The organism is Lentzea sp. NPDC060358, assembly GCF_042725365.1.
GTDB lineage: Bacteria > Actinomycetota > Actinomycetes > Mycobacteriales > Pseudonocardiaceae > Lentzea.
In genome coordinates this window covers 1-21,999 of the sequence record NZ_JBHXCW010000129.1, presented here as the reverse complement: position 1 = coordinate 21,999, position 21,999 = coordinate 1, and the positions used below count along the sequence as shown (strand labels likewise).

At 71.0% G+C, this 21,999-nt stretch carries 16 protein-coding genes; 12 read left to right on the top strand and 4 right to left on the bottom strand.

Annotation, left to right across the window (positions count from 1 at the left end; genetic code table 11):
- Nucleotides 1-82: 82 nt before the first annotated feature.
- Together ACFWGZ_RS25050 and ACFWGZ_RS25045 are read right to left on the bottom strand one after the other, a co-directional pair.
- The gene (locus ACFWGZ_RS25050; RefSeq protein WP_382454009.1) at nucleotides 83-1,021 is read right to left on the bottom strand and encodes an RNA polymerase sigma factor RpoD/SigA; all 939 of its coding nucleotides are present in this window, start codon (nucleotides 1,019-1,021) and stop codon (nucleotides 83-85) included.
- 79 nt (nucleotides 1,022-1,100) lie between these two features.
- Nucleotides 1,101-2,396 (bottom strand): hemolysin family protein, encoded by a 1,296-nt coding sequence (locus tag ACFWGZ_RS25045; protein WP_382454008.1) that lies wholly within the window; start codon nucleotides 2,394-2,396, stop codon nucleotides 1,101-1,103.
- Nucleotides 2,397-2,487: 91 nt separating this feature from the next.
- Here ACFWGZ_RS25045 and ACFWGZ_RS25040 point away from each other — a divergent pair, with 91 nt between their 5' ends.
- The 4 genes from ACFWGZ_RS25040 to ACFWGZ_RS25025 all read left to right on the top strand — a co-directional run bounded on the left by ACFWGZ_RS25040 (nucleotide 2,488) and on the right by ACFWGZ_RS25025 (nucleotide 5,380).
- A complete protein-coding gene (locus tag ACFWGZ_RS25040; RefSeq protein ID WP_382454007.1) occupies nucleotides 2,488-2,883 on the top strand; it encodes an ATP-binding protein in 396 nt (131 codons plus the stop codon).
- Between the two features lie 79 nt (nucleotides 2,884-2,962).
- Nucleotides 2,963-3,703 (top strand): hypothetical protein, encoded by a 741-nt coding sequence (locus tag ACFWGZ_RS25035; RefSeq protein ID WP_382454006.1) that lies wholly within the window; start codon nucleotides 2,963-2,965, stop codon nucleotides 3,701-3,703.
- A 10-nt stretch (nucleotides 3,704-3,713) separates the two neighbouring features.
- Nucleotides 3,714-4,778 (top strand): sensor histidine kinase, encoded by a 1,065-nt coding sequence (locus ACFWGZ_RS25030; protein WP_382454005.1) that lies wholly within the window; start codon nucleotides 3,714-3,716, stop codon nucleotides 4,776-4,778.
- Nucleotides 4,775-5,380 (top strand): response regulator, encoded by a 606-nt coding sequence (locus tag ACFWGZ_RS25025; protein WP_382454004.1) that lies wholly within the window; start codon nucleotides 4,775-4,777, stop codon nucleotides 5,378-5,380. Before ACFWGZ_RS25030 ends, ACFWGZ_RS25025 begins: the two co-directional genes overlap by 4 nt.
- 15 nt (nucleotides 5,381-5,395) lie before the next feature.
- Here ACFWGZ_RS25025 and ACFWGZ_RS25020 read toward each other — a convergent pair whose 3' ends face one another.
- A complete protein-coding gene (locus ACFWGZ_RS25020) occupies nucleotides 5,396-6,043 on the bottom strand; it encodes a GntR family transcriptional regulator (protein WP_382454003.1) in 648 nt (215 codons plus the stop codon).
- Nucleotides 6,044-6,100: 57 nt separating this feature from the next.
- On the opposite strand from ACFWGZ_RS25020, the gene ACFWGZ_RS25015 reads away from it, so the two are divergent.
- Both ACFWGZ_RS25015 and ACFWGZ_RS25010 read left to right on the top strand, forming a co-directional pair.
- Nucleotides 6,101-6,517 (top strand): VOC family protein, encoded by a 417-nt coding sequence (locus ACFWGZ_RS25015; RefSeq protein WP_382454002.1) that lies wholly within the window; start codon nucleotides 6,101-6,103, stop codon nucleotides 6,515-6,517.
- Nucleotides 6,518-6,750: 233 nt separating this feature from the next.
- Nucleotides 6,751-7,995, top strand: coding sequence for a cytochrome P450 (locus tag ACFWGZ_RS25010; protein ID WP_382454001.1), 1,245 nt, complete (start codon nucleotides 6,751-6,753; stop codon nucleotides 7,993-7,995).
- A 6-nt stretch (nucleotides 7,996-8,001) separates the two neighbouring features.
- Here ACFWGZ_RS25010 and ACFWGZ_RS25005 read toward each other — a convergent pair whose 3' ends face one another.
- Nucleotides 8,002-8,592 (bottom strand): TetR/AcrR family transcriptional regulator, encoded by a 591-nt coding sequence (locus ACFWGZ_RS25005; RefSeq protein ID WP_382454000.1) that lies wholly within the window; start codon nucleotides 8,590-8,592, stop codon nucleotides 8,002-8,004.
- A 105-nt stretch (nucleotides 8,593-8,697) separates the two neighbouring features.
- Between ACFWGZ_RS25005 and ACFWGZ_RS25000 the strand changes: the two genes are divergently transcribed.
- The 6 genes from ACFWGZ_RS25000 (at nucleotide 8,698) to ACFWGZ_RS24975 (ending at nucleotide 21,962) form a co-directional block, all read left to right on the top strand.
- Nucleotides 8,698-11,796 carry a S8 family peptidase gene (locus ACFWGZ_RS25000; RefSeq protein WP_382453999.1) on the top strand — a complete coding sequence of 1,033 codons (3,099 nt, stop codon included), beginning with the start codon at nucleotides 8,698-8,700 and terminating at the stop codon, nucleotides 11,794-11,796.
- A gap of 72 nt (nucleotides 11,797-11,868) precedes the next feature.
- Complete coding sequence (locus tag ACFWGZ_RS24995; RefSeq protein ID WP_382453998.1) at nucleotides 11,869-13,161, top strand: alpha/beta hydrolase family protein; 1,293 nt, start codon at nucleotides 11,869-11,871, stop codon at nucleotides 13,159-13,161.
- Nucleotides 13,162-13,527: 366 nt separating this feature from the next.
- A complete protein-coding gene (locus ACFWGZ_RS24990) occupies nucleotides 13,528-17,283 on the top strand; it encodes a discoidin domain-containing protein (RefSeq protein ID WP_382453997.1) in 3,756 nt (1,251 codons plus the stop codon).
- A 25-nt stretch (nucleotides 17,284-17,308) separates the two neighbouring features.
- Nucleotides 17,309-20,638 (top strand): CARDB domain-containing protein, encoded by a 3,330-nt coding sequence (locus ACFWGZ_RS24985; protein WP_382453996.1) that lies wholly within the window; start codon nucleotides 17,309-17,311, stop codon nucleotides 20,636-20,638.
- A 52-nt stretch (nucleotides 20,639-20,690) separates the two neighbouring features.
- Complete coding sequence (locus ACFWGZ_RS24980) at nucleotides 20,691-21,542, top strand: universal stress protein (RefSeq protein WP_382453995.1); 852 nt, start codon at nucleotides 20,691-20,693, stop codon at nucleotides 21,540-21,542.
- Nucleotides 21,543-21,548: 6 nt separating this feature from the next.
- Nucleotides 21,549-21,962: a hypothetical protein gene (locus ACFWGZ_RS24975; RefSeq protein ID WP_382453994.1), complete on the top strand. Its 414-nt coding sequence runs from the start codon at nucleotides 21,549-21,551 to the stop codon at nucleotides 21,960-21,962.
- Nucleotides 21,963-21,999: the final 37 nt, after the last annotated feature.

Genomic DNA, 21,999 nt, shown 5'->3' with positions numbered 1-21,999 from the left:
GTTCCGGAGAACGCCCGCCACGTGTCGTGATACTGGATCGGGGAGTCGGGCTCGACGGCACGAGCGGCTCTCGTGCGGATCGTCACCCGGCGAGTGCGAAGAGCTCGTCCGGCCGGCCGGACGACTTGAGCACCGCGAGCGACTGCTTCTCGAGCTGGCGGATCCGTTCGCGGGTCAGGCCGAGCTCCTCGGCGACCTCTTGGAGGGTGCGCTCGCGCCCGTCCTCGAGGCCGAACCGCAGCCGCATGATCCGCACCTGCCGCTCGGGCAGGACGTCCAGCAGCGACCGCACGCCGTCGACGAACTCCTGGCGCTCCACCGCGTCCGGCGCGGAGACGCCGTCGGTGTCCTGGATCAGGTCGCCCAGCACCGACTCGCCCTCGTCGCCGACCGGGGTCTCCAGCGACACGCACGAGCGGGCGGCGTCGCGGAGGTCCTGGACGCGGGTGGGCGAGCACTTGGCCTCGGCGGCGATCTCCTCGACCGTCGCCTCGCGGCCGAACTGCGCGGAGAGCTTCTGCCCGATCTTCTTGAGCTTGTTGACCTCCTCCACGACGTGGACCGGGAGGCGGACCGTGCGGGTCTGCTCGGCGAGCCCCCGCTCGATCGCCTGGCGGATCCACCACATCGCGTAGGTGGAGAACTTGTAGCCCTTGGCGTAGTCGAACTTCTCGACCGCGCGGATCAGACCGAGGTTGCCCTCCTGGACCACGTCGCCGAAGGGCAGCCCGCGGAACGAGTGCTTCTTCGCGACCGACACGACCAGGCGCAGGTTCGCGCGGATCATGTGGTCCTTGGCGCGCTCGCCCTCGGCGGCGACGCGGCGCAGCAGCCGGCGGTCCCGCGTGGTGTCGCCCGACTCCAGCAGGTGCGCGGCGTAGACGCCGGCCTCGATGCGCCGTGACAGCTCGACCTCCTCCGACGCGGTGAGCAGCGGCGTGCGGCCCACCTCGCGCAGGTACTGGCCGACCGAGTCCCCGTCCTGCTGCCCGGACGCGCGGTTCTTCAGATCTGCAGGCACGACAAATCCCCCCGTTTCCGTTGGCAGGTGGCGCAGCCCGAAGTGGCTGCACTCGTGTGTAACGGTTCAGAGGGCTTGGTCATTCCGCGATCGTGGCTGTGACCTCGCCCTCATCCAGTTGGTGGCGCTTCAGCCGGACCTGCGTGATGGCGTGGTGCTCGACCGCGACGACCTCGATCCGCCAGCCGGAGACCTCGACCACGTCACCGGGTTCGTCCGGGATGCGGCCGAGCAGCACCAGCACGAGACCGGCGACCGTCGCGTACGGACCGGGCGGCGGGTCCTGCAGCGCCACACCGATGTCCGGCAGGTCGTGCACCGGGAACGTCCCCAGCAGCTCCATCGAGCCGTCCGGTTCCGCCTTCACCGCGACCACGTCCGAGTCGGTCTCGTCGTAGATCTCCCCGACGATCTCCTCGAGCAGGTCCTCCAGCGTCACGATCCCGTCGACCGCGCCGTGCTCGTCCACCACGAGCGCCATCTGCTCGTGTTCGGCTTTCATGCGCCGCAACGCGTCCGTGACGCGCACCGAGTCCGGCAGCACCATCGGCGGCCTCGCCACGTCCACCAGTGCCACGGCGTCGTCGAGCAGATCACGCAGACTCACGAGACCGACCACGTCGTCGAGGTGACCGTCCTTCGTCACCGGTGCCCGTGAGTGTCCTGACTTCGCCAGGATTTCCCGCGCGACGGCCGTCTCCAAACCTGAATCGAGGATCGTCACCAGCCGGCGGGGCACCAGCACCTCGCGCAGCCTGCGCTCGTGGATCTCGAGCGCGCCGGTCATGATCGTCCGCTGTTCCGGGTTCAGGTGCTGCTGGACCTCGACGAGGTCGCGCAGCTCCTCCGGCGACATCTGCTCCTCCTCGACGTCGGGGTTGCCGCCGAAGACGCGCACGACGAGGTCGGTCGACTTGCTGAGCAGCCACACCGCCGGCCGCGACACCGTCGACAGCAGGTCGAGCGGGCGGGCGATGATCTTCGACCAGCGCACCGCGTACTGCATGGCGAGGCGCTTGGGCGCCAGTTCGCCGAACACCAGGGTGAAGAACGTGAGCAGGACCGTCACGAGCGCGATCGCCACCCCGTTCGCCGCGCTGCCGAGGAACTCGAGCAGCGGCACGATCGGCGCCGCGAGCGAGACCGCCGCCGTCGCCGACGCGAGGAAGCCGGACAGCGTGATGCCGATCTGGATGGTCGCGAAATACCTGTTCGGATCCCGTGCGAGTCGTACGAGCGTGTGCCGCCCTTCCCTTTCCAGTGATCGCAGCTGCCCTTCGCGCAACGACACCAAGGCCATCTCGCTGCCCGCGAACGCCGCGTTGAGCAGAACCAGGACCGCTACCAGTGCGAGGTTGAAGCCATACCCGTCCACACGTTTCAGTTAGCACGCGCAGTGGTAATTCGCACTCTGACGGTCGTCTTGAGCAGCCAGGAGGGCCTGAACCGAAGAGGTGGGGATGGAGATGGACACGCCCGAGGTGCTCAGCGCCTCCGCGAGGACCCTGCACACCCTGCCGGAGGACGAGCCCGACCTCGCGTCGATGCGCGCGTGGGCCGGTGCCCTGCTGGAGGACCTCAACGAGGACGTCCGGCTCGACGTCCTCCTTGTGTGCACGGAGCTCGCGAGCAACGCCTATGAACACGCCGACGCGCCCCGCTCGGTCCGGGTGCAGCGGCACACCGACTTCGTCCGGGTAGAGGTCGACGACCACACCCCGGCGGAGCTCCCGCGGCTCGGCGAGTCGCGGCTCGGGGACTCGAGAGGCCGAGGGCTGATCCTCGTGGCCCAGCTGTCCCGGTCCTGGGGAACCCGCGAGTTCACCGGGGGCAAGACGATCTGGGCGGAGATCGACGTCTAGACCGCCTGGGCGTTTCGCACGGGAAAGTCGTGACATCGCGCGGATGGGTTCTGCACGGGACCTGACCGACGCTCGGTGCATGACGACGACTGTTGCTCCGGCGGTCAGGCCGCTGGTGCGCCACGGAGCCGAGATGCTCGTGGCGATGCTCGTGGGAATGGCCCTGCTGGGGCCGCTGTGGACGCCGGAACGGGTCGAGCTCGCCGCCCTGTGGATGTCCGTGTCGATGTGCGTGCCGATGGCGTTGTGGATGCGCTACCGCGGGCACGGCCGGACCGTCGAGATGTGCGCGGCGATGGTCGTGCCCTACCTCGTCCTGCTCGTGCCGTACTGGTTCGGGCTGATCGGCGGCGATGCGGTCGAGATGGGCGGGCACCTGCTGATGGTGCCCGCCATGGCCGTGGTCATGATCGTGTGGCGGCACGAGCACGGGACACCCAGCGCGAACCCCGTGATCAGAGCTTTGGGTGACCGGTGGCCGCTGGTGATCGCGCTCGCCGTGACGCTGGACTTCTGGCAGTCGGCGGTCGTGCCACCGGTGTGGACTCTGCTGCTGTGCCAGGCGGCGTACCTGTTCTGGGGCCGGCGCGCGCCCGGGCTGCAGCTCGCGGTGATGGGTGCCTACGTGGCGTTGGCTGCCGTCGTGCTCGTGGTGTCGGAGGACGCCGGGGTGCTGCTGATCGCCTTCGGGTGGGGCGCGCACGCTCTGTGGGACCTCTGGCACCACGTGCGCGACGCCGTCGTGCCGCGCTGGTGGTCGGAGTTCTGCGGGGTGTTCGACCTGGTCATCGCGGTCACGATCCTGATCGGGTGGTTCTAGGCTGATGGTGATGACGGACCTCCCGCACACCGCGTTGCGCGGCACCCTCCACGTGCTCTGGGTGAGCTCGCTGGTCGTGCCGCTGATCTCGGTGCTGCGCGAACCGACCGCGCTGCGCTGGCTCGGTGTCCTGGGCCTGCTGGTGCTGGCCGTGGCGTACGCGGTGACGTTGCGCGGTGGCCGGCTGCGGTGGCTCGTCGCGGCGACGCTGGTGTCGATCCCGCTGGTGGCGCCGGTCGGCCCGGACCGCATGTCTACGTGGGCGTGGATCGGCGGCTGCACGGCCGGGTTCGCCGCGCTGCTGCTCACCGGCGTCTGGCGGTGGATGGCCGCGATCGGCGCGGTCGTGCTGGCCGGACTGGTCGGGTTCTTCGTGACGCGCGACCAGACGACGTACCAGATGATCGCGGCCTCGGTCGGCGCGACGATCATCGCGATGGCCGGTCTGCCGATGTGGTTCGCCGGTCTGCTCGCGCAGGCGCGGGCGGGTCGTGAGGCGCAGGCGGAGCTGGCCGTCAGCGAGGAACGGCTGCGGTTCGCCCGTGACGTCCACGACCTGCTCGGCCACCGGCTGACCGTGATCGCGCTCAAGGCCGAGCTGGCCGGGCGGCTCGCCGCCACCGACCCCGAACGGTCCGCCGCGGAGGCGTTCGAGGCGCAGCGGCTCGCGTCCACGGCACTGGAGTCGGTGCGCGACGCCGTGCACGGCTACCGCGCCGTCGACCTGCCCGCGCAGCTCGAGGCCGTCGGCGACGTCCTGCGGGAGGCCGGCATCCGCTGCACGGTGACGTCGGTCGCGGTGGCGGACTCGGCGGCCACCCAGCTCGCCCTGGTGCTGCGGGAGGCCTGCACGAACGTCCTGCGCCACAGCCACGCGACGTGGTGCATGATCGACGTCACCGATGCCGACGGGGAGGTGCGGATGACGGTGACGAACGACGGCGCCGAGAAACCCCTCGCGTCGGGCAACGGCATCCGGGGCATGGGCGAACGGCTGTCCTCGGTGGGCGGCCAGGTGACGGCGGAGCGGTCCGGCGACGACGTGTTCACGTTGCAGGCAGTGGTGCCCGCGTGATCAGGGTGCTGCTGGCCGACGACGAGGAGCTGATCCGCGACGCCCTCGCGGCGCTGCTCGACCTGGAACCGGACCTCGAGGTGGTGGCGCGCGCCGGCGACGGCCGCGCCGCCGTGGAGGCCGCCCGCGCGCACCGCCCGGACGTCGCCGTGGTCGACCTCCAGATGCCCGGGCTCGACGGCCTGGAGGTCACCGAGTCGCTGGCGCGCGTGCTGCCGTCGTGCGCGGTGGTGATCCTGACCGGCCGCGGCCGCCCGCCGCACCTGCAGCAGGCCCTGCACGCCGGCGCGAAGGGCTTCCTGCCCAAGGGTTCGCCCGGCGGGACGCTGGCCGACGTGATCCGCCGCGTGCACGCCGGCGGCCGCTGGGTGGACCCGGCGCTGGCCGCCGACGCCCTGGCCGCTCCCCCGTGCCCGCTGACGCAGCGGGAGCTGGAGGTGTTGCGGCTCAGCGAGTTCGGCACGTCCGTCGCGGAGATCGCCGCGCGCACCTCGCTGTCCGCCGGGACCGTGCGCAACCACCTGTCCGCGGCCGTGGCGAAGCTCGGGGTGGCGCACCGCTCGGCGGCGTTCCGGCTGGCCTTGGACCACGGCTGGCTCTGAACGGGGTCTTCCGGGTCAGAACTCCGAGGCGAGCAGCTCGAACGCGTGCCGCCGGTGTTCCGCGAACAGTTCGAGGGCCCCCTCGGCGTTGCCGAGCCGCAGCGCCGCCGCCAGGTCGCGGTGCTCGTCGCGGATCTGTTCGAGGTAGCCGTCGGTGCTGACCCGGAGCCTGGTGACGAGGAACAGGTGCACCTGCGACCGGATCGCCTCCCAGGCCTGCAGCAGCCGCGCGTGCCCGGCGGCCGCGTAGACCGCGTCGTGGAAGGCGATGTCGCACCGCACCATCTCGTGCGGCGTCGAGGCCCGGTCCATCTCGCCGACGGCCTTCTCGATCAACCCGAGCGAGGCGTCCGAGGCGTGCTCCACCACCCGGCGCACGGCCAGGACCTCCAGCGCGGCCCGCAGGCTGTCGAGCTCGGCGACGTCCTGCGGCGTCAACGCCGTGACGGTCGCGCCCCGGTGCCACTCGGCCCGCACGACGCCCTCGACCTCCAGCGCCCGGATCGCCTCGCGCACCGGCCCCCGGCTCACCCGCAACGCCTCGGCCAGCTCCACCTCGCGCAGAGCCGCCCCCGGCGGGTACCGGCCGTCGAAGATCGCCTCCCGGATCACGTCGGCGACCTCGGTGCTCAAACCCCGTCGCCGAGCTGGTCCCACGGTCATGTCCACATGTTAACAAGCACACTCCGCTCGAACTTGTAGCAATGTTAACATTCCGACATGCCGAACATCCCACGCTTCCACCTGGCCATGCCCGTCGACGACCTGGCCGCCGCCCGCCGCTTCTACGGCGAGACCCTCGGCCTGGAGCAGGGCCGCAGCTCCGACACCTGGGTCGACTGGAACCTGCACGGCCACCAGTTCGTCACCCACCTCGCCCCCAAGATCGAGCGGGCGAGCAACCCGGTCGACGGCCACGACGTCCCGGTCCCCCACTTCGGCCTGGTCCTGACGGTCGACGAGTTCCAGGCCCTGGCCGCGAAGCTGACCGACGCCGGCACGAAGTTCGTCATCGAGCCGTACGTGCGCTTCAAGGGCGAGCCCGGCGAGCAGTGGACGATGTTCTTCCTGGACCCCGCGGGCAACGCGTTGGAGTTCAAAGCTTTCGCGGACGACGCGCAGGTGTTCGCGGTCTAGCCGGGCCGTCCCTGGGGTGGGGCCGGCTTTCGCGCGGCCCCGCGAGCGACTTGGCGCGGGGCAGGCGTCCGGGGGTCACCGGAGGCGCGGAGCTGTCGTGATCACGGCACTCCACCCCGCTCCCCTCCCGCGGTAAAGACAACCTAAAAATCTTGCACGATGCGCAAGTTTCGGTAGCGTGGACGTGACGCCGAGCTATGGCCCGGTCACGCCGGGTCAGACAGGGAGAGGCCATGACCACGGCCGAGCGGCAGCGCAACGCGCAGGAGCTCATCCGCCCGCAGCTGCCAGCCGAACTCAGCCAGCGGGACGGGCGGTGCCCGTTCGACCCCGCCGCCGCGCTGACCGAGCTCAGCGGGACGGGGCGGATCCACAAGATCGAGCACAACGGCGACACCGTCTGGCTCGTCACCGGGCACGACGAGGCCCGCGCGGTGCTCGCCGAGCCGAAGATGAGCGCGGACCGGATCAACAGCCCGCGCGCCAAGGCGCTGATCTCGCCCGAGCTGCACGCCGAGATGTTCCCGCCGGAGCGCCAGGCCGGGTCGTTCATCTTCATGGACGCGCCCGAGCACACCCGCTTCCGGCGGATGCTCACCGGCCAGTTCACGGTGCGCCGCATGCGGGACCTGGAGCCGCGCATCCACGAGATCGTCACGACGCAGCTCGACGCGATGGTCGAGAAGGGGCCGCCCGCGGACCTCGTGCAGGACTTCGCGCTGCCGGTGCCGTCGCTCGTCATCTGCGAGCTGCTGGGCGTCGACTACGGCGACCGCGACGAGTTCCAGCGCCGCACGGCCACGTTGCTGAGCCTCAACACCACGATCGACGAGCAGATCAAGAACTCGGGCGAGCTGCGCCGCTTCATGCAGTCGCTGGTGCGCGCGAAGAGGCAGGACCCCGGCGACGACCTGCTGTCCGGGCTCGTGCGCGACACCGACCTCACCGACAACGAGCTCGCCGGCATCGCGAACCTGCTGCTCATCGCGGGGCACGAGACGACGGCGAACATGCTGGCGCTCGGCACGTTCGCGTTGCTGGAGCACCCCGGCGAGTTCGCGAAGCTGCGGGACAACCCCGAGCTGACCGAGAACGCGGTCGAGGAGCTGCTGCGCTACCTGTCGATCATCAGCATGGGGGTCGCACGGCACGCGAAGGAGGACGTCGTGATCGGCGGCGCCACGATCCGCGCCGGCGAGACGGTCGTGGTGTCGGTGCCGGCGGTCAACCGCGACCAGGCGCAGTACGAGGACCCGCACGAGCTGCTGGTCGACCGGCCGCGCGGGCACCACGTGGCGTTCGGGCACGGCATCCACCAGTGCCTGGGCCAGCAGCTGGCGCGCGTCGAGATGACCGTCGGCTTCACCGAGCTGCTGCGCCGGTTCCCGGACCTGCGGCTCGCCGTGCCCGCGGAGGAGGTGCCGCTGCGGACCGACATGTCGATCTACGGCGTGCACAAGCTCCCGGTCACCTGGTGACCGCCGTTAGCGGGTGAAGCCCTCGCCGAGCTGGTCGATCATCCGGCCGACCAGCTCGGTGGCGGTGTACTTCTCGGACGCCCCCGGCGTGTTGAGCCACCAGTGCACGACGGCGCGCATCGAGGCGAGGAAGCTCGACGCCGCCACCGCCGGGTAGGGGTCTTCGAGCGGGTCGGCGCCGCACCGGTGCGCGATCGCCGCGGTCAGCGCCTGCTCGCGGGCGGAGTAGGCGGCGAAGACGTGCGGCAGCAGTGCCGGGTGCTGGCGCAGTTCGCGCAGCTGGCGGAGCCGGTCGAAGTCGACGTAGCGCGGGTAGATCGTCTGCAGGGTCGCCTTCAACGCCACGAGCACCGGTTCGTCGGGGGGCCGCGCGGCGAACTCCCGCACGAACGCGAGCGCCGTCACCGTGTCGCCGGCGACGACAGCCTCCTCTTTGGACGAGAAGTAGTTGAAGAACGTCCGCAGCGACACCCCGGCCGCCCGCGCGATCTGCTCGACCGTGACCCCGTCCAGGCCGCGTTCGACGCAGAGGCTCCAGGCGGCGTCACCCAGCGCTTCCCTGGTCGCCGCCTTCTTGCGTTCACGCAGGCCCGTCATGGCGGAAAGAGTAGATCGTACCGGAAATTGGTGTAGACCTTGTCACCCGTCTGAGCACCTCGCTACGGTCCGTGAGAACGCTCTCATAGACCTGTGGAGGACCGGGTGCGCCTACTCGGAGTCGTCGTGCTGGCCGGTGCCCTGCTCACCGCCGGCCAGGCCCAAGCCACTCCGCCGAGACCGGCTTCCGCACCGGTGGTCACGCTGATCACCGGCGACCAGGTGCTCACCGGGCAGCGCGCCGTGAAGCCCGCGCCCGGCCGTGAGCAGGTCGTGTTCACGACCTACAGCACGCAGGGCCACGAGTACGTCGTGCCGAACGACGCCCTGCCGCTCATCGCGGACGGCCGCCTCGACGAACGCCTCTTCGACGTCACCGAGCTCGCCGGCTACGACGGCGCCCTGCCCGTGATCGTCACCTACCCGGAGGGCACCGCCCGCGCCTCCAGCACCGGCCTGCAGTTGCCGAGCATCAACGGCGTGGCGTTCGACGCGGCGAAGACACCGGTTGCCGGCATGGCGGCGGGCAGCATGTCGGCGCTGGGGCAGTCCGGCATCAAGAAGGTCTGGCTCGACGCCCGGCGCCGGGCGAGCCTCGACCGCAGCGTCCCGCAGATCAACGCCCCCGCCGCCCACGCCGCGGGCTTCACCGGCAAGGGCACCACGGTCGCCGTGCTCGACACCGGCGTCGACGACACCCACCCGGACCTCGCCGACCGCGAGATCGGCGAGCGGAACTTCACTACGTCACCGGACTCGGGCGACCACCACGGCCACGGCACGCACGTCGCGTCGACCATCGCGGGCACCGGCGCGAAGAGCGGCGGCAAGTACCGCGGCGTCGCGCCGGACGCGAGCATCCTCGACGTGAAGGTGCTGGGCGACAACGGCTCCGGCCAGGACAGCGGCATCATCGCGGGCATGGAGTGGGCGGTCGAGCAGGGCGCCCAGATCATCAACATGAGCCTCGGCGGCTACGACACCCCTGAGATCGACCCGCTCGAGGAGGCCGTCAACCGCATCAGCGCCGAGAAGGGCACGCTGTTCGTGATCGCGGCCGGCAACTCCGGTCCCGCGAGCACGACCATCGGCTCCCCCGGCACCGCCGACGCGGCCCTGACCGTCGGCGCCGTCGACCACGACGAGCGGATCGCCGAGTTCTCGAGCCGCGGTCCGACCCTCGCGGGCACGCTCAAGCCCGACCTCACCGCGCCGGGCGTGGGCATCGTCGCCGCCCGGCACTCCGACGGCAGGATCGGCCCGCCGGTCGCCGACGGCTACACCTCGCTCGACGGCACCTCGATGGCCACCCCGCACGTCGCGGGCGCGGCGGCGCTCCTGCGCCAGCAGCACCCCGGGCTCACCGGCGCCGAGCTGAAGGCCCGGCTCGCCGGCAGCACCACGCCGAACGCGCGGCTGACGCCGTTCGAGCAGGGCTCCGGCCGCGTGGACGTCGCCAAGGTCATCGCCCAGGACGTCACCGCCAGCCCGACGAACATCAGCTTCGGCGCGCACCGGTGGCCGCACACCGGTGAACCCGTGCTGTCGCAGGAGATCACCTACTCCAACGCGGGCTCCGAGCCGGTCACGCTCGACCTCACTGCCGAGACGAACGGCAGCGTGTTCGGCGTGTCGCCGGCCAAGCTCACCGTGCCCGCGCACGGCACCGCGACCGCCACGGTCACCGCGGACGTGGCCCGGCAGCCCGGCGGCGGTGTCGTCGGCGGCGCGATCGTCGCCGGCGGACTGCGCACCGCCGTGGTCGTCGACCTGGAGCCGGAGAGCTACGACGTCACGATCACCGGTCTGGACAGGTCCGGTGCGAAGGCGGGCTCGACGTTCGCGTTCCTGATCGACGTCGGCACGGGCGCCCGCGTGTGGCCGGACAGCACGACGGGCGTCGCTCGTCTCGCGAAGGGCCGTTACGTCCTGTCGGGCAGTGTGCTGTCGTCGGGCAGCACCTACACCCACGACGTCATCAACTACCCGAACCTGACGATCACCGGTGCCACCACGATCACGCTGGACGCCCGCCAGGCCGGGCCGGTGGAGGTGACGCTGCCGGTGGCCGCGCAGCTGTCGTTGCTGCAGACCGGTTTCGAGCGGGTCGTCGACGGCGCGAGCTACACGGTGAGCAACTTCTCGGTCGGCGGCGCGGTCGGCCACCTGGGCGTCGCGAGCATCGGCCCGGACTCCCCCGAGGTGACCGGCAAGACCGCGACGTTCTGGAACGCGGGGCCCGACTTCTACGGCCTCGCCTGGTACGAGAAGGGCGCGGCGCCGACCGGTCTCACCAGGACGGTCGCGGCGGAGGACCTCGCGACCGTGCGCGTGGACATGCCGCCGTTGAAGGAGGGCCAGACCGCGTCCATCGGTCACACCTCCGCCCCCGCGGGCAGGGCCGACTGGGGCTGGGGCTCGCTCGACACCCTGCGGCCGGGCCCGCGCACCGAGCACTACGGCGGCGAGGGCGGCGACTGGTCACGCCGCTTCAACCTCTTCGACGCGACGGGCAACATCGGCGCCCTCGAAGGCCCGCTGAAGCACTACAAGCCCGGCTGCTCGTACGTGGAGCAGTTCAACCGCGCCGTGTTCGGCCCGGCCCTGCCCGAGACGCGCGGCGTCCCGCACTCGTTCCGCACGGGCGACTTCATGCGCATCACCGTCCCCCTGTACGGCGACAACGCGGGCAACGCCGGCTACGGCCCGGTCACCGGGGCCAGGACCACCCTGTACCGCGACGGCGAGAAGCTGGTCGACTCACCCGATCCGGGCTGGGCCCTGGCCGACGTCGCACCGGGCGCCGCCACCTACCGCCTGGAGGCCGCCGCGACCCGCGCCACCCCGCTGAGCCGCGAGGTGTCGGGCGTGTGGACGTTCCGCAGCGACACCACGGCGAAGCAGACCGCGCTGCCGCTGTCGGTGATCCGCTTCGCCCCGCAGCTGGACGACGACGGCTACGGCCGCGCGGGCCAGCTGCTGGGCGTGCCGATCTCGACCCAGTCCCAGACGGGTTCGGTTCGGGTCACCTCCGTCGAGGTGTCCTACGACAGCGGCAAGACGTGGCGCCGCACCCAGCTCACGCACAACCGCGTCCTGCTCGCCCACCCGCGCGAGGCCAAGTCGGTCTCGTTGCGGGCCAAGGCCTCCGGTGACGGGCAGACGGTGGAGCAGATCATCGTGGACGCGTACCTCCTCCGCTAGTCGGGCACACGGCGGCACGGGTGGTCGACAGCAGCACGAGGCGGGATGCGCGGCGACGGCCGAGGAGGCGCGGTGCGGGAGCTGACCGACGAGATGGCCGTCGACCACCGCCCGCCACCGCCCCCGGACGACGCGCGCGCCCGAGGCGGCATCCACATCCCGGGCCGGCACGTCGCCGAGACGGCCGGGCACCCCGACGGCCGGCTCGCCGTGATCAGCTGGTCCAGCGCGAAGATCGACCCCGGCCTGCTGCACCCGGCCCTGCACGTCGTCCACCCCGGCGGCACGGTCACCGACCTCGGCCCGACGCCGGCCGACGCGGGCAACCCGGTGTGGTGGGGCGACGAGATCGTCTACCTCGCCCTGACCCCGCCGCACCTGCAGGGCGGCAACGCCCTCTTCGACCAGCGCCACCGCAACCTCACCGCGGGAATGCCCGCCTGCCCCACCGAACTCGTGCAGCACGACGGGCACGCGCCGGTCGTGGTCGTCGCGTCCGGGCTGGACACCGAGTTCCACCGCCTCGAACACAGCACAACCGGCGGGCCCGCTCACACCCGGTTCCTCGGGCGGGTCACCGGCTCGCACCGCCCCCACGAGCACCGCGCTCCCGAAGGCGTCCGGTGGGGCACCCAGGAACGCCTCCGCTACCGGGCGGCGGACGGACTCGACATCGACGCGCTGCTGGTCCTGCCGCCGGGCAGGACGAGGGACCAGGGCCCGTTCCCGCTGGTGACCCTGGTCCACGGGGGCCCGTACGACCGCTGGGCCGACGACCTGCAGCTGCACTGGGTGCCGTCGGCCCAGTGGCTCGCGCACCAGGGCATCGCGGCCTTCCTGCCCAACCCGCGCGGGAGCCTGGGGCGCGGCCACGCGTTCGCCGCCGCGGTCGAGCACCGGGTCGGGCAGCAGGAGTGGCACGACATCGAGACCGGCATCGACCTGCTGGTCGCTCAGGGGGTCGCCGACGGCGCGCGGCTCGGCATTTCGGGGTGGAGTCACGGCGGGTTCATGGCGGCGTGGGCGACGACGCGGACCGACAGGTTCAAGGCCGCGTTCGTCGGGGCGGGGATCTCCGACTGGCCGCGGCAGGCCGAGAAGGGCGAGTGGGGTGCGTTCGAGGCGGCGCTCGGGGACAGCCCGGCGCACAGCCCGCTCACCTTCGCCGGCCGGATCACCACGCCGATGTTGATCGTGCACGGCGCCGACGACACCAACGTGCCGGTGCAGCAAGCCGAACTCCTGCACGCGGCCGTCGCGCACTCCGAGCTCGTGGTCTACCCGGGCGAGGGGCACTCGATCCGCAAGCGTGCGCACAGGCTGGATCTGCTGAACCGAGCCAGAGGGTTGTTCGCCCGGTTGTGAGACTTGCGCAAGCAGGCGCAACGACCGAGCACCGCGTCCGCAAGCCGGTGCAAGCCCGCTCGTCGGCGCGGACCCAATTTCCGCCGAACGTTCGGTCGCGAACCGGACGAAGCCGCATCCCACCCGCCGCTGGTGGTCGGCACTGTGCACGCAGCGGAGCCGTCCGGGCACCCGAAGGCGCGCACGTCTTTCCTGTTCAGAGGCGGATGTCGCAAATTTGCGCAATCACGTCGAGATATTGCGGCAATCTGCTCGTCACTTCTACGGTGAGGCGCGCCACACCCCCTCGCGCCCCCACCGAGAAGGGCCAAGCACGCCATGTCACCGACGACACGCGCTCGCTCCCTGCTAGCCCCGCTGACCGCCGTGATCACGGCCGCGGCCACCCTGACGCTCGTCCCCGCCGCGCAGGCCGCACCCGCCCGGCTCGACCTGCACGAGCAGACCCGCATCGACCGGGTCACGCTGACCGCCCAGGAGAACGGCACCGAGACGTTCGCCGTCCAGACCAGCCTCGACGGCAGGGGGTGGTCGACGCTGGTCGCGGAACGACCGCACGAGCTCCGCGGCGGCAAGGTCACCTTCGAGGTCGATCCGACGCTGGTGAAGCACGTCCGCGCCACCGGGACCACCGGCAGGCTCGAGGTGCGCGAGGCCGCCGCCGGCACGCGGCTCCCGGCCACCTACAGCTCCAGCAGCACCAACCAGGGCTACGGGCCCGGCAACGCCGGGGACGGCGACCAGGGCACGTACTGGGAGAGCGCGAACAACGCCTTCCCGCAGTGGGTCCAGGCCGACCTGGGTGCCGCCGTCAAGGCCGACCGGGTCGTGCTGAAGCTGCCGAACGGCTGGGGCGCCCGCACGCAGACCCTCGCCGTCCAGGGCAGCACGGACGGCAGCACCTTCAGCGATCTGGTGACCGGCAAGGGGTACGACTTCACCCCCTCGACCGGCAACACCGTCACCGTCGACTTCACCGCGGCCACCACGCGGTACGTGCGGGTCAGGATCACCGCCAACACCCGCTGGCCCGCCGGGCAGCTCAGCGAGTTCGAGGTCCAGGGCCCGGCGGGCGGTGACACGCAGGCCCCGTCGGCGCCGCAGAACCTCGCCCTCACCCAGCCGCAGTCCGGGCAGATCCGGCTGACCTGGAACGCCGGCAGCGACAACGTCGGCGTCACCGCCTACGACGTCTACGCCAACGGCAGCCTCCGCACGACCGTCACCGGCACCACCTACACCGACAGCCAGCCCGACGGGCTGCGCGTCACCTACCACGTGATCGCGAAGGACGCGGCCGGCAACCAGTCCCCCGCCAGCAACACCGTCACGCGCGAAGGCGCCACCGGCACGAACCTGGCCCAGGGCAAGCCCGTCACGGCGAACACCACCGTGCACGACTTCGTCGCCGCCAACGCCAACGACGGCACCGTGAACACCTACTGGGAGTCCAGCGGCTTCCCCGGCACGCTGACCGTCCAACTGGGATCGAACGCCGACGTCGGCTCCGTCACGATCAAGCTCAACCCGGACACGGCGTGGGGTGCCCGCACGCAGAACGTCGAGGTCCTCGGCCGCGAGCAGAACGCCACCGGGTTCACGAGCCTCGTCGCCGGCCGCGACTACCGCTTCGACCCGGCGAGCGGCAACAGCGTCACGATCAACGCCGGCGGCCGCGTCGCCGACGTGCAGCTGCGTTTCACGGCCAACACCGGCGCGCCCGGCGCCCAGGTGGCGGAGATCCAGGTGTTCGGCACCCCTGCCCCGAACCCCGACCTCACCGTCACCGGCACGTCGATCACGCCCGCGAGCCCGGTCGAGACCGACCCGATCACGCTGAACGCCACCGTCCGCAACGCCGGGACCACCGCGTCGGCGGCCACCGACGTGACGTTCTTCCTCGGCACCACCGCTGTCGGCACCGCCCAGGTCGGCGCGCTCGCCGCCGGTGCGCAGGCGAACGTCGGCACGACGATCGCCGCCAGGCCGGAAGGCTCCTACGAGTACACGGCGAAGGTCGACGAGACCAAGAAGGTCGCGGAGCAGAACGAGGCCAACAACGCCCGCGTCCACCCGGACCGGCTCGTCGTGACGCCGGTGCCGAGCTCCGACCTCGTCGCGGTGCCGTCCTGGGCACCCAGCAACCCGGGCAACGGCCAGACCACCACGTTCAGCGTCGCGATCAAGAACCAGGGCAGCAGCAACAGCGCGTCCGGCGCCCACGGCATCACGGTCACAGTCTTGAACAGCAGCGGCCAGGCCGTCCGCACGCTCACCGGCAGCCACACCGGCACCATCAACGCCGGTGCCACGACCGCCGCTGTCACCCTCGGCACGTGGACCGCCGCCAACGGCCGCTACACCGTCCGCACCACGATCGCCGCCGACGGCAACGAGATCCCCGCCAAGCAGGGCAACAACACCAGCGAGCAGTCGCTGTTCATCGGCCGCGGCGCCAGCGTCCCGTGGCAGCACGTAGAAGCCGAGGACGCGGCCGTCGGCGGTGGCGCGCAGGTGCTCGCTCCGAACAGGACGATCGGCGACCTCGCCGGTGAGGCGTCCGGCCGCCGTGCCGTCACGCTGAACGCCACCGGCCAGTCGGTCGAGTTCACGACCTCCGGTCCCACCAACACCCTCGTCACCCGGTTCTCCATCCCGGACAGCTCCGGGGGCGGCGGCATCACGAACACCCTCAACGTCTACGTCAACGGCCAGTTCCACAAGGCCATCGACCTGACGTCCAAGTACATGTGGCTCTACGGCAACGAGGCGTCCCCGAACAACTCGCCGGGGTCGGGCGGGCCGCGTCACATCTACGACGAGGCGAACGTGCTGCTCAACCAGACGTTCCCGGCGGGCACGAAGATCAAGCTGCAGAAGGACGCGGCCAACACCACGAACTACGCGATCGACTTCGTGAACTTCGAACAGGTGGCGGCCGCCGGCAACCCCGACGCGGCGAAGTACGCCGTGCCCGCCGGGTTCACCCACCAGGACGTGCAGAACGCGCTCGACCGCGTCCGCATGGACACCACGGGCAGCCTGACGGGCGTCTACCTGCCCGCGGGCACCTACCAGACGCAGCAGAAGTTCCAGGTCTTCGGCAAGGCGATCAAGGTGGTCGGCGCCGGTCCCTGGTTCACCCGGTTCCAGGCCCCGCCGACGCAGGAGAACACCGACATCGGCTTCTCCGCGCAGTCGTCCGCGAGCGGGTCGACGTTCAGCGGGTTCGCCGTGTTCGGCAACTACACGCAGCGCAACGACGGGCCGGGCAAGGTGTTCGACTTCGCCGGCGTCCAGAACATGACCATCGAGAACATCTGGGTCGAGCACATGATGTGCCTGTTCTGGGGCAACAACGTCGACAACAACGTCATCCGCGACAGCCGCATCCGCGACATGTACGCCGACGGCCTCAACATGACCAACGGCTCGTCGGGCAACCGGGTCTGCAACATCGAGGCCCGCTCGACCGGCGACGACGCGTTCGCGCTGTTCGCCGCCACCGACAACGGCGGAACCGGCCAGCAGAACAACGTCTTCGAGAACCTGAGCGTCACGACCCCGTGGCGCGCGGCCGGTCTCGCGGTCTACGGCGGCAAGAACAACACGTTCCGCAACATCTACGTCGCGGACACGCTCACCTACTCCGCCGTGACGATCAGCTCGCTCGACTTCGGCTACCCGATGGAGGACTTCGGGCCCGAGCCGACGACGTTCAGCGGCCTCACCCTCGTGCGCTCCGGCGGCCACTTCTGGGGCGCGCAGACGTTCGGCGCGATCTGGATGTTCTCCGCCTCCAAGAAGTACACGGGCATCCGGGTGAGCGATGTCGAGATCGTCGACCCGACCTACAGCGGGATCATGTTCCAGACCAAGTACAACGGCGCGGCCGAGAACCCCTTCCAGGACACCGTGCTGTCCAACGTGAGCATCTCGGGCGCGCGCAAGAGCGGTGACGCGTTCGACGCCAAGTCCGGCTTCGGCATCTGGGCCAACGAGATGCCCGAACCGAACCAGGGCCCGCCGGTCGGCGAGGTCACCTTCACCGGCCTGAGGTTCAGCAACAACGTCCAGGACGTCAGGAACACGACGTCCACCTTCAAGATCACCATCAACTGATCTCCCTGCCGCGAAGGACGATTCCATGAAATCCACGCTGTTGAAGCGTGCGGTGAGCGCTGCGGTCGTCAGCGCCCTCGCACTGTTCGGATTGACACCCACGGCAGGAGCAGCGGTCGCTCGCCTGTCCGCGACCCTGACCGCGTCGAGCAGCAACGGCCCGTACGGGGCCGCCAACGCCGGTGACGGCAACCAGGGCAGCTACTGGGAGAGCGCGAACGGCGTGTTCCCGCAGTGGCTGCAGGCCGACCTCGGTGCCGCGAGGAGCGTCAGCAAAATCGTGCTGCGCCTGCCCGCGAACTGGGAGCAGCGCACGCAAACGCTTGCCGTGCAAGGGAGTGCGAACGGGTCGCAGTTCAGCGACCTCGCCGGGTCCGCGGCACGGGTGTTCGCGCCCGGCTCGGGCAACACGGTGACGCTGGACTTCGCCGCGACCAGCGCCCGGTACGTGCGCGTCACCGTCACCGCGAACTCGGGCTGGCAGGCCGCGCAGCTCGGCGAGTTCGAGGTGCACGGCGAGTCCGGGTCCGTCGACCCGCCGCCCACCGGCGACAACCTCGCGGCGGGCAAGCCGGTCGAGGAGTCCGGGCACGTGCACGACTTCGCGGCCGCCAACGCGGTCGACGGCAACGCCGGCTCGTACTGGGAGTCCAACGGCCTGCCCGGCCACCTGACCGCGAAGCTCGGCTCGAACGCGGACATCACGTCCGTCGTCGTGAAGCTCAACCCCGACTCGGCGTGGGGCGCGCGCACGCAGAACTTCGAGGTGCTGGGGCGGGAAGCGAGCGCGAGTGCGTTCGCGACCCTGAAAGCACGGGCGGACTACCGGTTCGACCCGGCCACCGGCAACACGGTCACCGTCTCGGTGAGCGGGCGGGCGTCGGACGTGCGGCTGCACTTCTACTCGAACACCGGCGCGCCCGGCGGCCAGGTCGCCGAGTTCCAGGTGTTCGGCGCCTCCGCACCGGCACCCGACCTCACCGTCACGAACCTGACGTGGTCGCCCGCGAGCCCCAGCGAGGCCGACTCGATCAGCCTCTCCGCCACCGTGCGCAACGGCGGCTCGGTCGCTTCCGGGGCGACGACCCTGAACGTCGCCCTGGGCGGCACCACCGCGGGCACCGCGACGGTCGGCGCGCTGGCCGCGGGTGCCACGACCACCGTCACCGTCAGCGCAGGCCGGCGGGGTGCGGGGTCGTACGCGGCCTCGGCCACCGTCGACCCGGCCAACCAGGTCGCGGAGACCAACGAGGGCAACAACACCTTCACCTCCGGTTCCCCCCTGGTCGTCGGCCAGGCACCGGGACCGGACCTGCAGATCACCGGCGTCACGCCGAACCCGTCGTCCCCGGCGGCCGGCCAGCAGGTGACGTTCGCCGTGCAGGTCACCAACCGCGGCACGTCCGCGGCGGGCGCGTCGGTGACCCGCGTGACCGTTGGCGGCAGCACGCTCAACGCGAACACCGCCGCGATCAACGCCGGCCAGACCGCGACCGTCAGCGTCGGCACCTGGACCGCCACCACCGGCGGCGCCACGGCCACCGCGACCGCCGACGCGACGAACCAGGTCGCGGAGACCAACGAGAACAACAACACCGCCACCCAGTCCGTCGTGGTCGGACGCGGCGCGGCCGTGCCGTTCACCAGCTACGAGGCGGAATCGGGCCGCTACCAGGGCACGCTGGTGCAGGCGGACGCCGAGCGCACGTTCGGGCACACCAACTTCGGCAGCGAGTCGAGCGGCCGCAAGTCGGTGCGGCTCGACGCGCAGGGCCAGTTCGTGGAGATCACCTCGACCGTGAGCACGAACTCGATCGTCGTGCGCAACTCCATCCCGGACGCCGCGTCCGGTGGCGGCCAGGAGGCGACGATCAGCCTCTACGCGAACGACCAGTTCGTGCAGAAGCTGACGCTGTCGTCGCGGCACAGCTGGCTCTACGGCACGACCGACGACCCCGAGGGCCTCACGAACCGGCCGGGCGGCGACGCCCGCAGGCTGTTCGACGAGACCTCCCAGCTGCTCGCGAACTCCTACCCCGCAGGGACGAAGTTCAAGCTGCAGCGCGATTCCGGCGACACCGCCCAGTTCTACGTGATCGACCTGATCGACCTCGAACAGGTCGCGCCCGCCGCGTCCAAGCCCGCGGACTGCGTCTCGATCACGCAGTACGGTGCCACCGCGAACGACCAGACCGATGACGCGGACGCGATCCAGCGCGCCGTCACCGCCGACCAGAACGGGGAGATCCCCTGCGTCTGGATTCCGGAGGGCCGCTTCCGCCAGGAGAAGAAGATCCTGACCCAGTTCGGCTCCGGCGGCTACAACCAGGTCGGCATCCGCAACGTCACGATCCGCGGCGCCGGCATGTGGCGCTCGCAGCTGTTCTCCCTGACCCAGCCGCAGGACGCGGGCACGATCAACCACCCGCACGAGGGCAACTTCGGGTTCGACGTCGACGACAACACGCAGATCTCCGACATCGCGATCTTCGGTTCCGGCCGGATCCGCGGCGGTGACGGCAACGCCGAGGGCGGCGTCGGCCTCAACGGCCGGTTCGGCAAGAACACCAAGATCTCCAACGTGTGGATCGAGCACGCCAACGTGGGCGTCTGGGTCGGCCGCGACTACGCGAACCTGCCCGACCGCTGGAATCCGGGCGACGGCCTGCAGTTCACCGGCATGCGCATCCGCGACACCTACGCCGACGGCATCAACTTCACCAACGGCACCCGCAACTCCACCGTCCACAACTCGTCGTTCCGCACCACGGGCGACGACGCGCTGGCGGTGTGGGCGTCGAAGTACGTGAAGGACCCGAACACCGACCTGGGCAGTGGCAACGCGTTCACCAACAACACGATCGCGCTCCCCTGGCGCGCCAACGGGATCGCGATCTACGGCGGCGCGAACAACCGCGCGGAGAACAACATCGTCTCCGACACGGCCAACTACCCCGGCATCATGCTGGCCACCGACCACGACCCGCTGCCGTTCGGCGGGACCACGTTGCTGGCCAACAACGCCCTCTACCGCACGGGCGGCGCGTTCTGGGGTGAGGCGCAGGAGTTCGGCGCCATCACGCTGTTCTCGCAGAACCTGCCCATCCCCGGCGTCGTCATCCGCGACACCGAGATCCTGGACTCCACCTACGACGGCATCCAGTTCAAGGGCGGCGGCAGCGGCATGCCGGACGTGCAGATCACCAACGTCAGCATCGACAGGTCGAACAACGGCTCGGGCATCCTCGCGATGGCCCAGGCCCGCGGCTCGGCGAAGCTGACGAACGTGACGATCACCAACTCGCGCGACGGCGACATCACCATCGAGCCGGGTTCGCAGTTCGTCATCCGCTAGATCACATTTGAGGCCACCTCCGGCCGGGTACTCCCCGGCCGGAGGTGGTTCCATGTCCGCCATCGTCGCGGGGTTCGACGGATCCGACCAGGCCAGGCGCGCCGTGCTGTGGAGCGCGGAGGAGGCCTCGCGCTCCGGCGCGGACCTCGTGGTCGTGCAGGCCGTCCGCAGGCCGTTGCCCGAACCCGTGTTCACGCCGATGTCCGCGCCGGTGCCGGAGTTCGTCACCGAGGAGACGATGTCCCACGCGGCCGAGGACCACCTGGCCGAGCTGTCCGCCGAGCTGCGGCAGCGGTTCCCGGACCTGGGCGTCACGACGCACGTCCGCCTGGGCCGCCCGGCCGACGTGCTCGCCGAGGAACCCGGCGACCTGCTGGTGCTCGGCTCGTCCGGCCGCACCGGCATCGCCGAGATGGTCCTCGGTTCCACCTCGATCGAGCTGGTGGCGATCGCCGGCCGCCCGGTCGTCGTCACCCGGCCCGGCCCGGCGCAGGGTCGGGTGGTCGTCGGCGTCGACGGTTCCGACACCTCGACGGACGCCATCGCGTTCGCCTTCGAGTTCGCCGCCCGCCACGGCCGTGAGCTGCTGGCGATCCACGCCTTCAACGACGCCGGCTGGGCCGAACTGCCCGAGCCCGACGTCGACCACGTCCGCGCGGACCTGGCGAAGCTCCTCGAAGAACAGCTCGCCCCGCACGCCGCCCGTCACCCGTCGGTGCACGTGGCGCAGGAGGTGGCGTTCGACGCGCCCGCACGTGCGTTGTCGAACGCGGCGGACGGCGCGGCGCTGGTCGTGGTCGGCAGCCACGGCCGCGGGGCGGTGCGGCGTGCGATCCTGGGGTCGGTGAGCCACGCTGTGCTGCACCACGCGCCCTGCCCGGTCGCGGTGGTCCATCGGAGGTGACGCGAGATGCGCGGGTTGGCTGCGGTGTTGCTGTGCCTGGTGCTCGCTTCGTGCGGCCAGGTCCCCCCGGCCGAGGTGTCCTCCTCGCGCACCCAGGAGGTCTCGACCGCGACGCCGCCGAGCACCTCCGCGCCCGGCGCTGCGAGCAGCGCGGTGCCTTCGCCGGTGCCGACCACCTCGCTGCCGTCGCGGGCGGGTGAGCCCGGGACGACGACCGTGCGCGGCACGGTGTCCGGCGGCGTCGAGTCGGGGTGCCTGATCCTCACCACGGACACCGCGTCCTACCTGCTGCTCGGCGCCGACCCCGCGATCGCGGTGGCCGGCGCCGTGGTGGAGGTGAGCGGGCGGCCGGATCCCGGTGCGATGACGACGTGCCAGCAAGGCACGCCGTTCCACGTCACCGGCACCAAACGCGGCTAGGTCCTGTCCCGTTGGCCTCGTCCGCGATAGTCGCGGC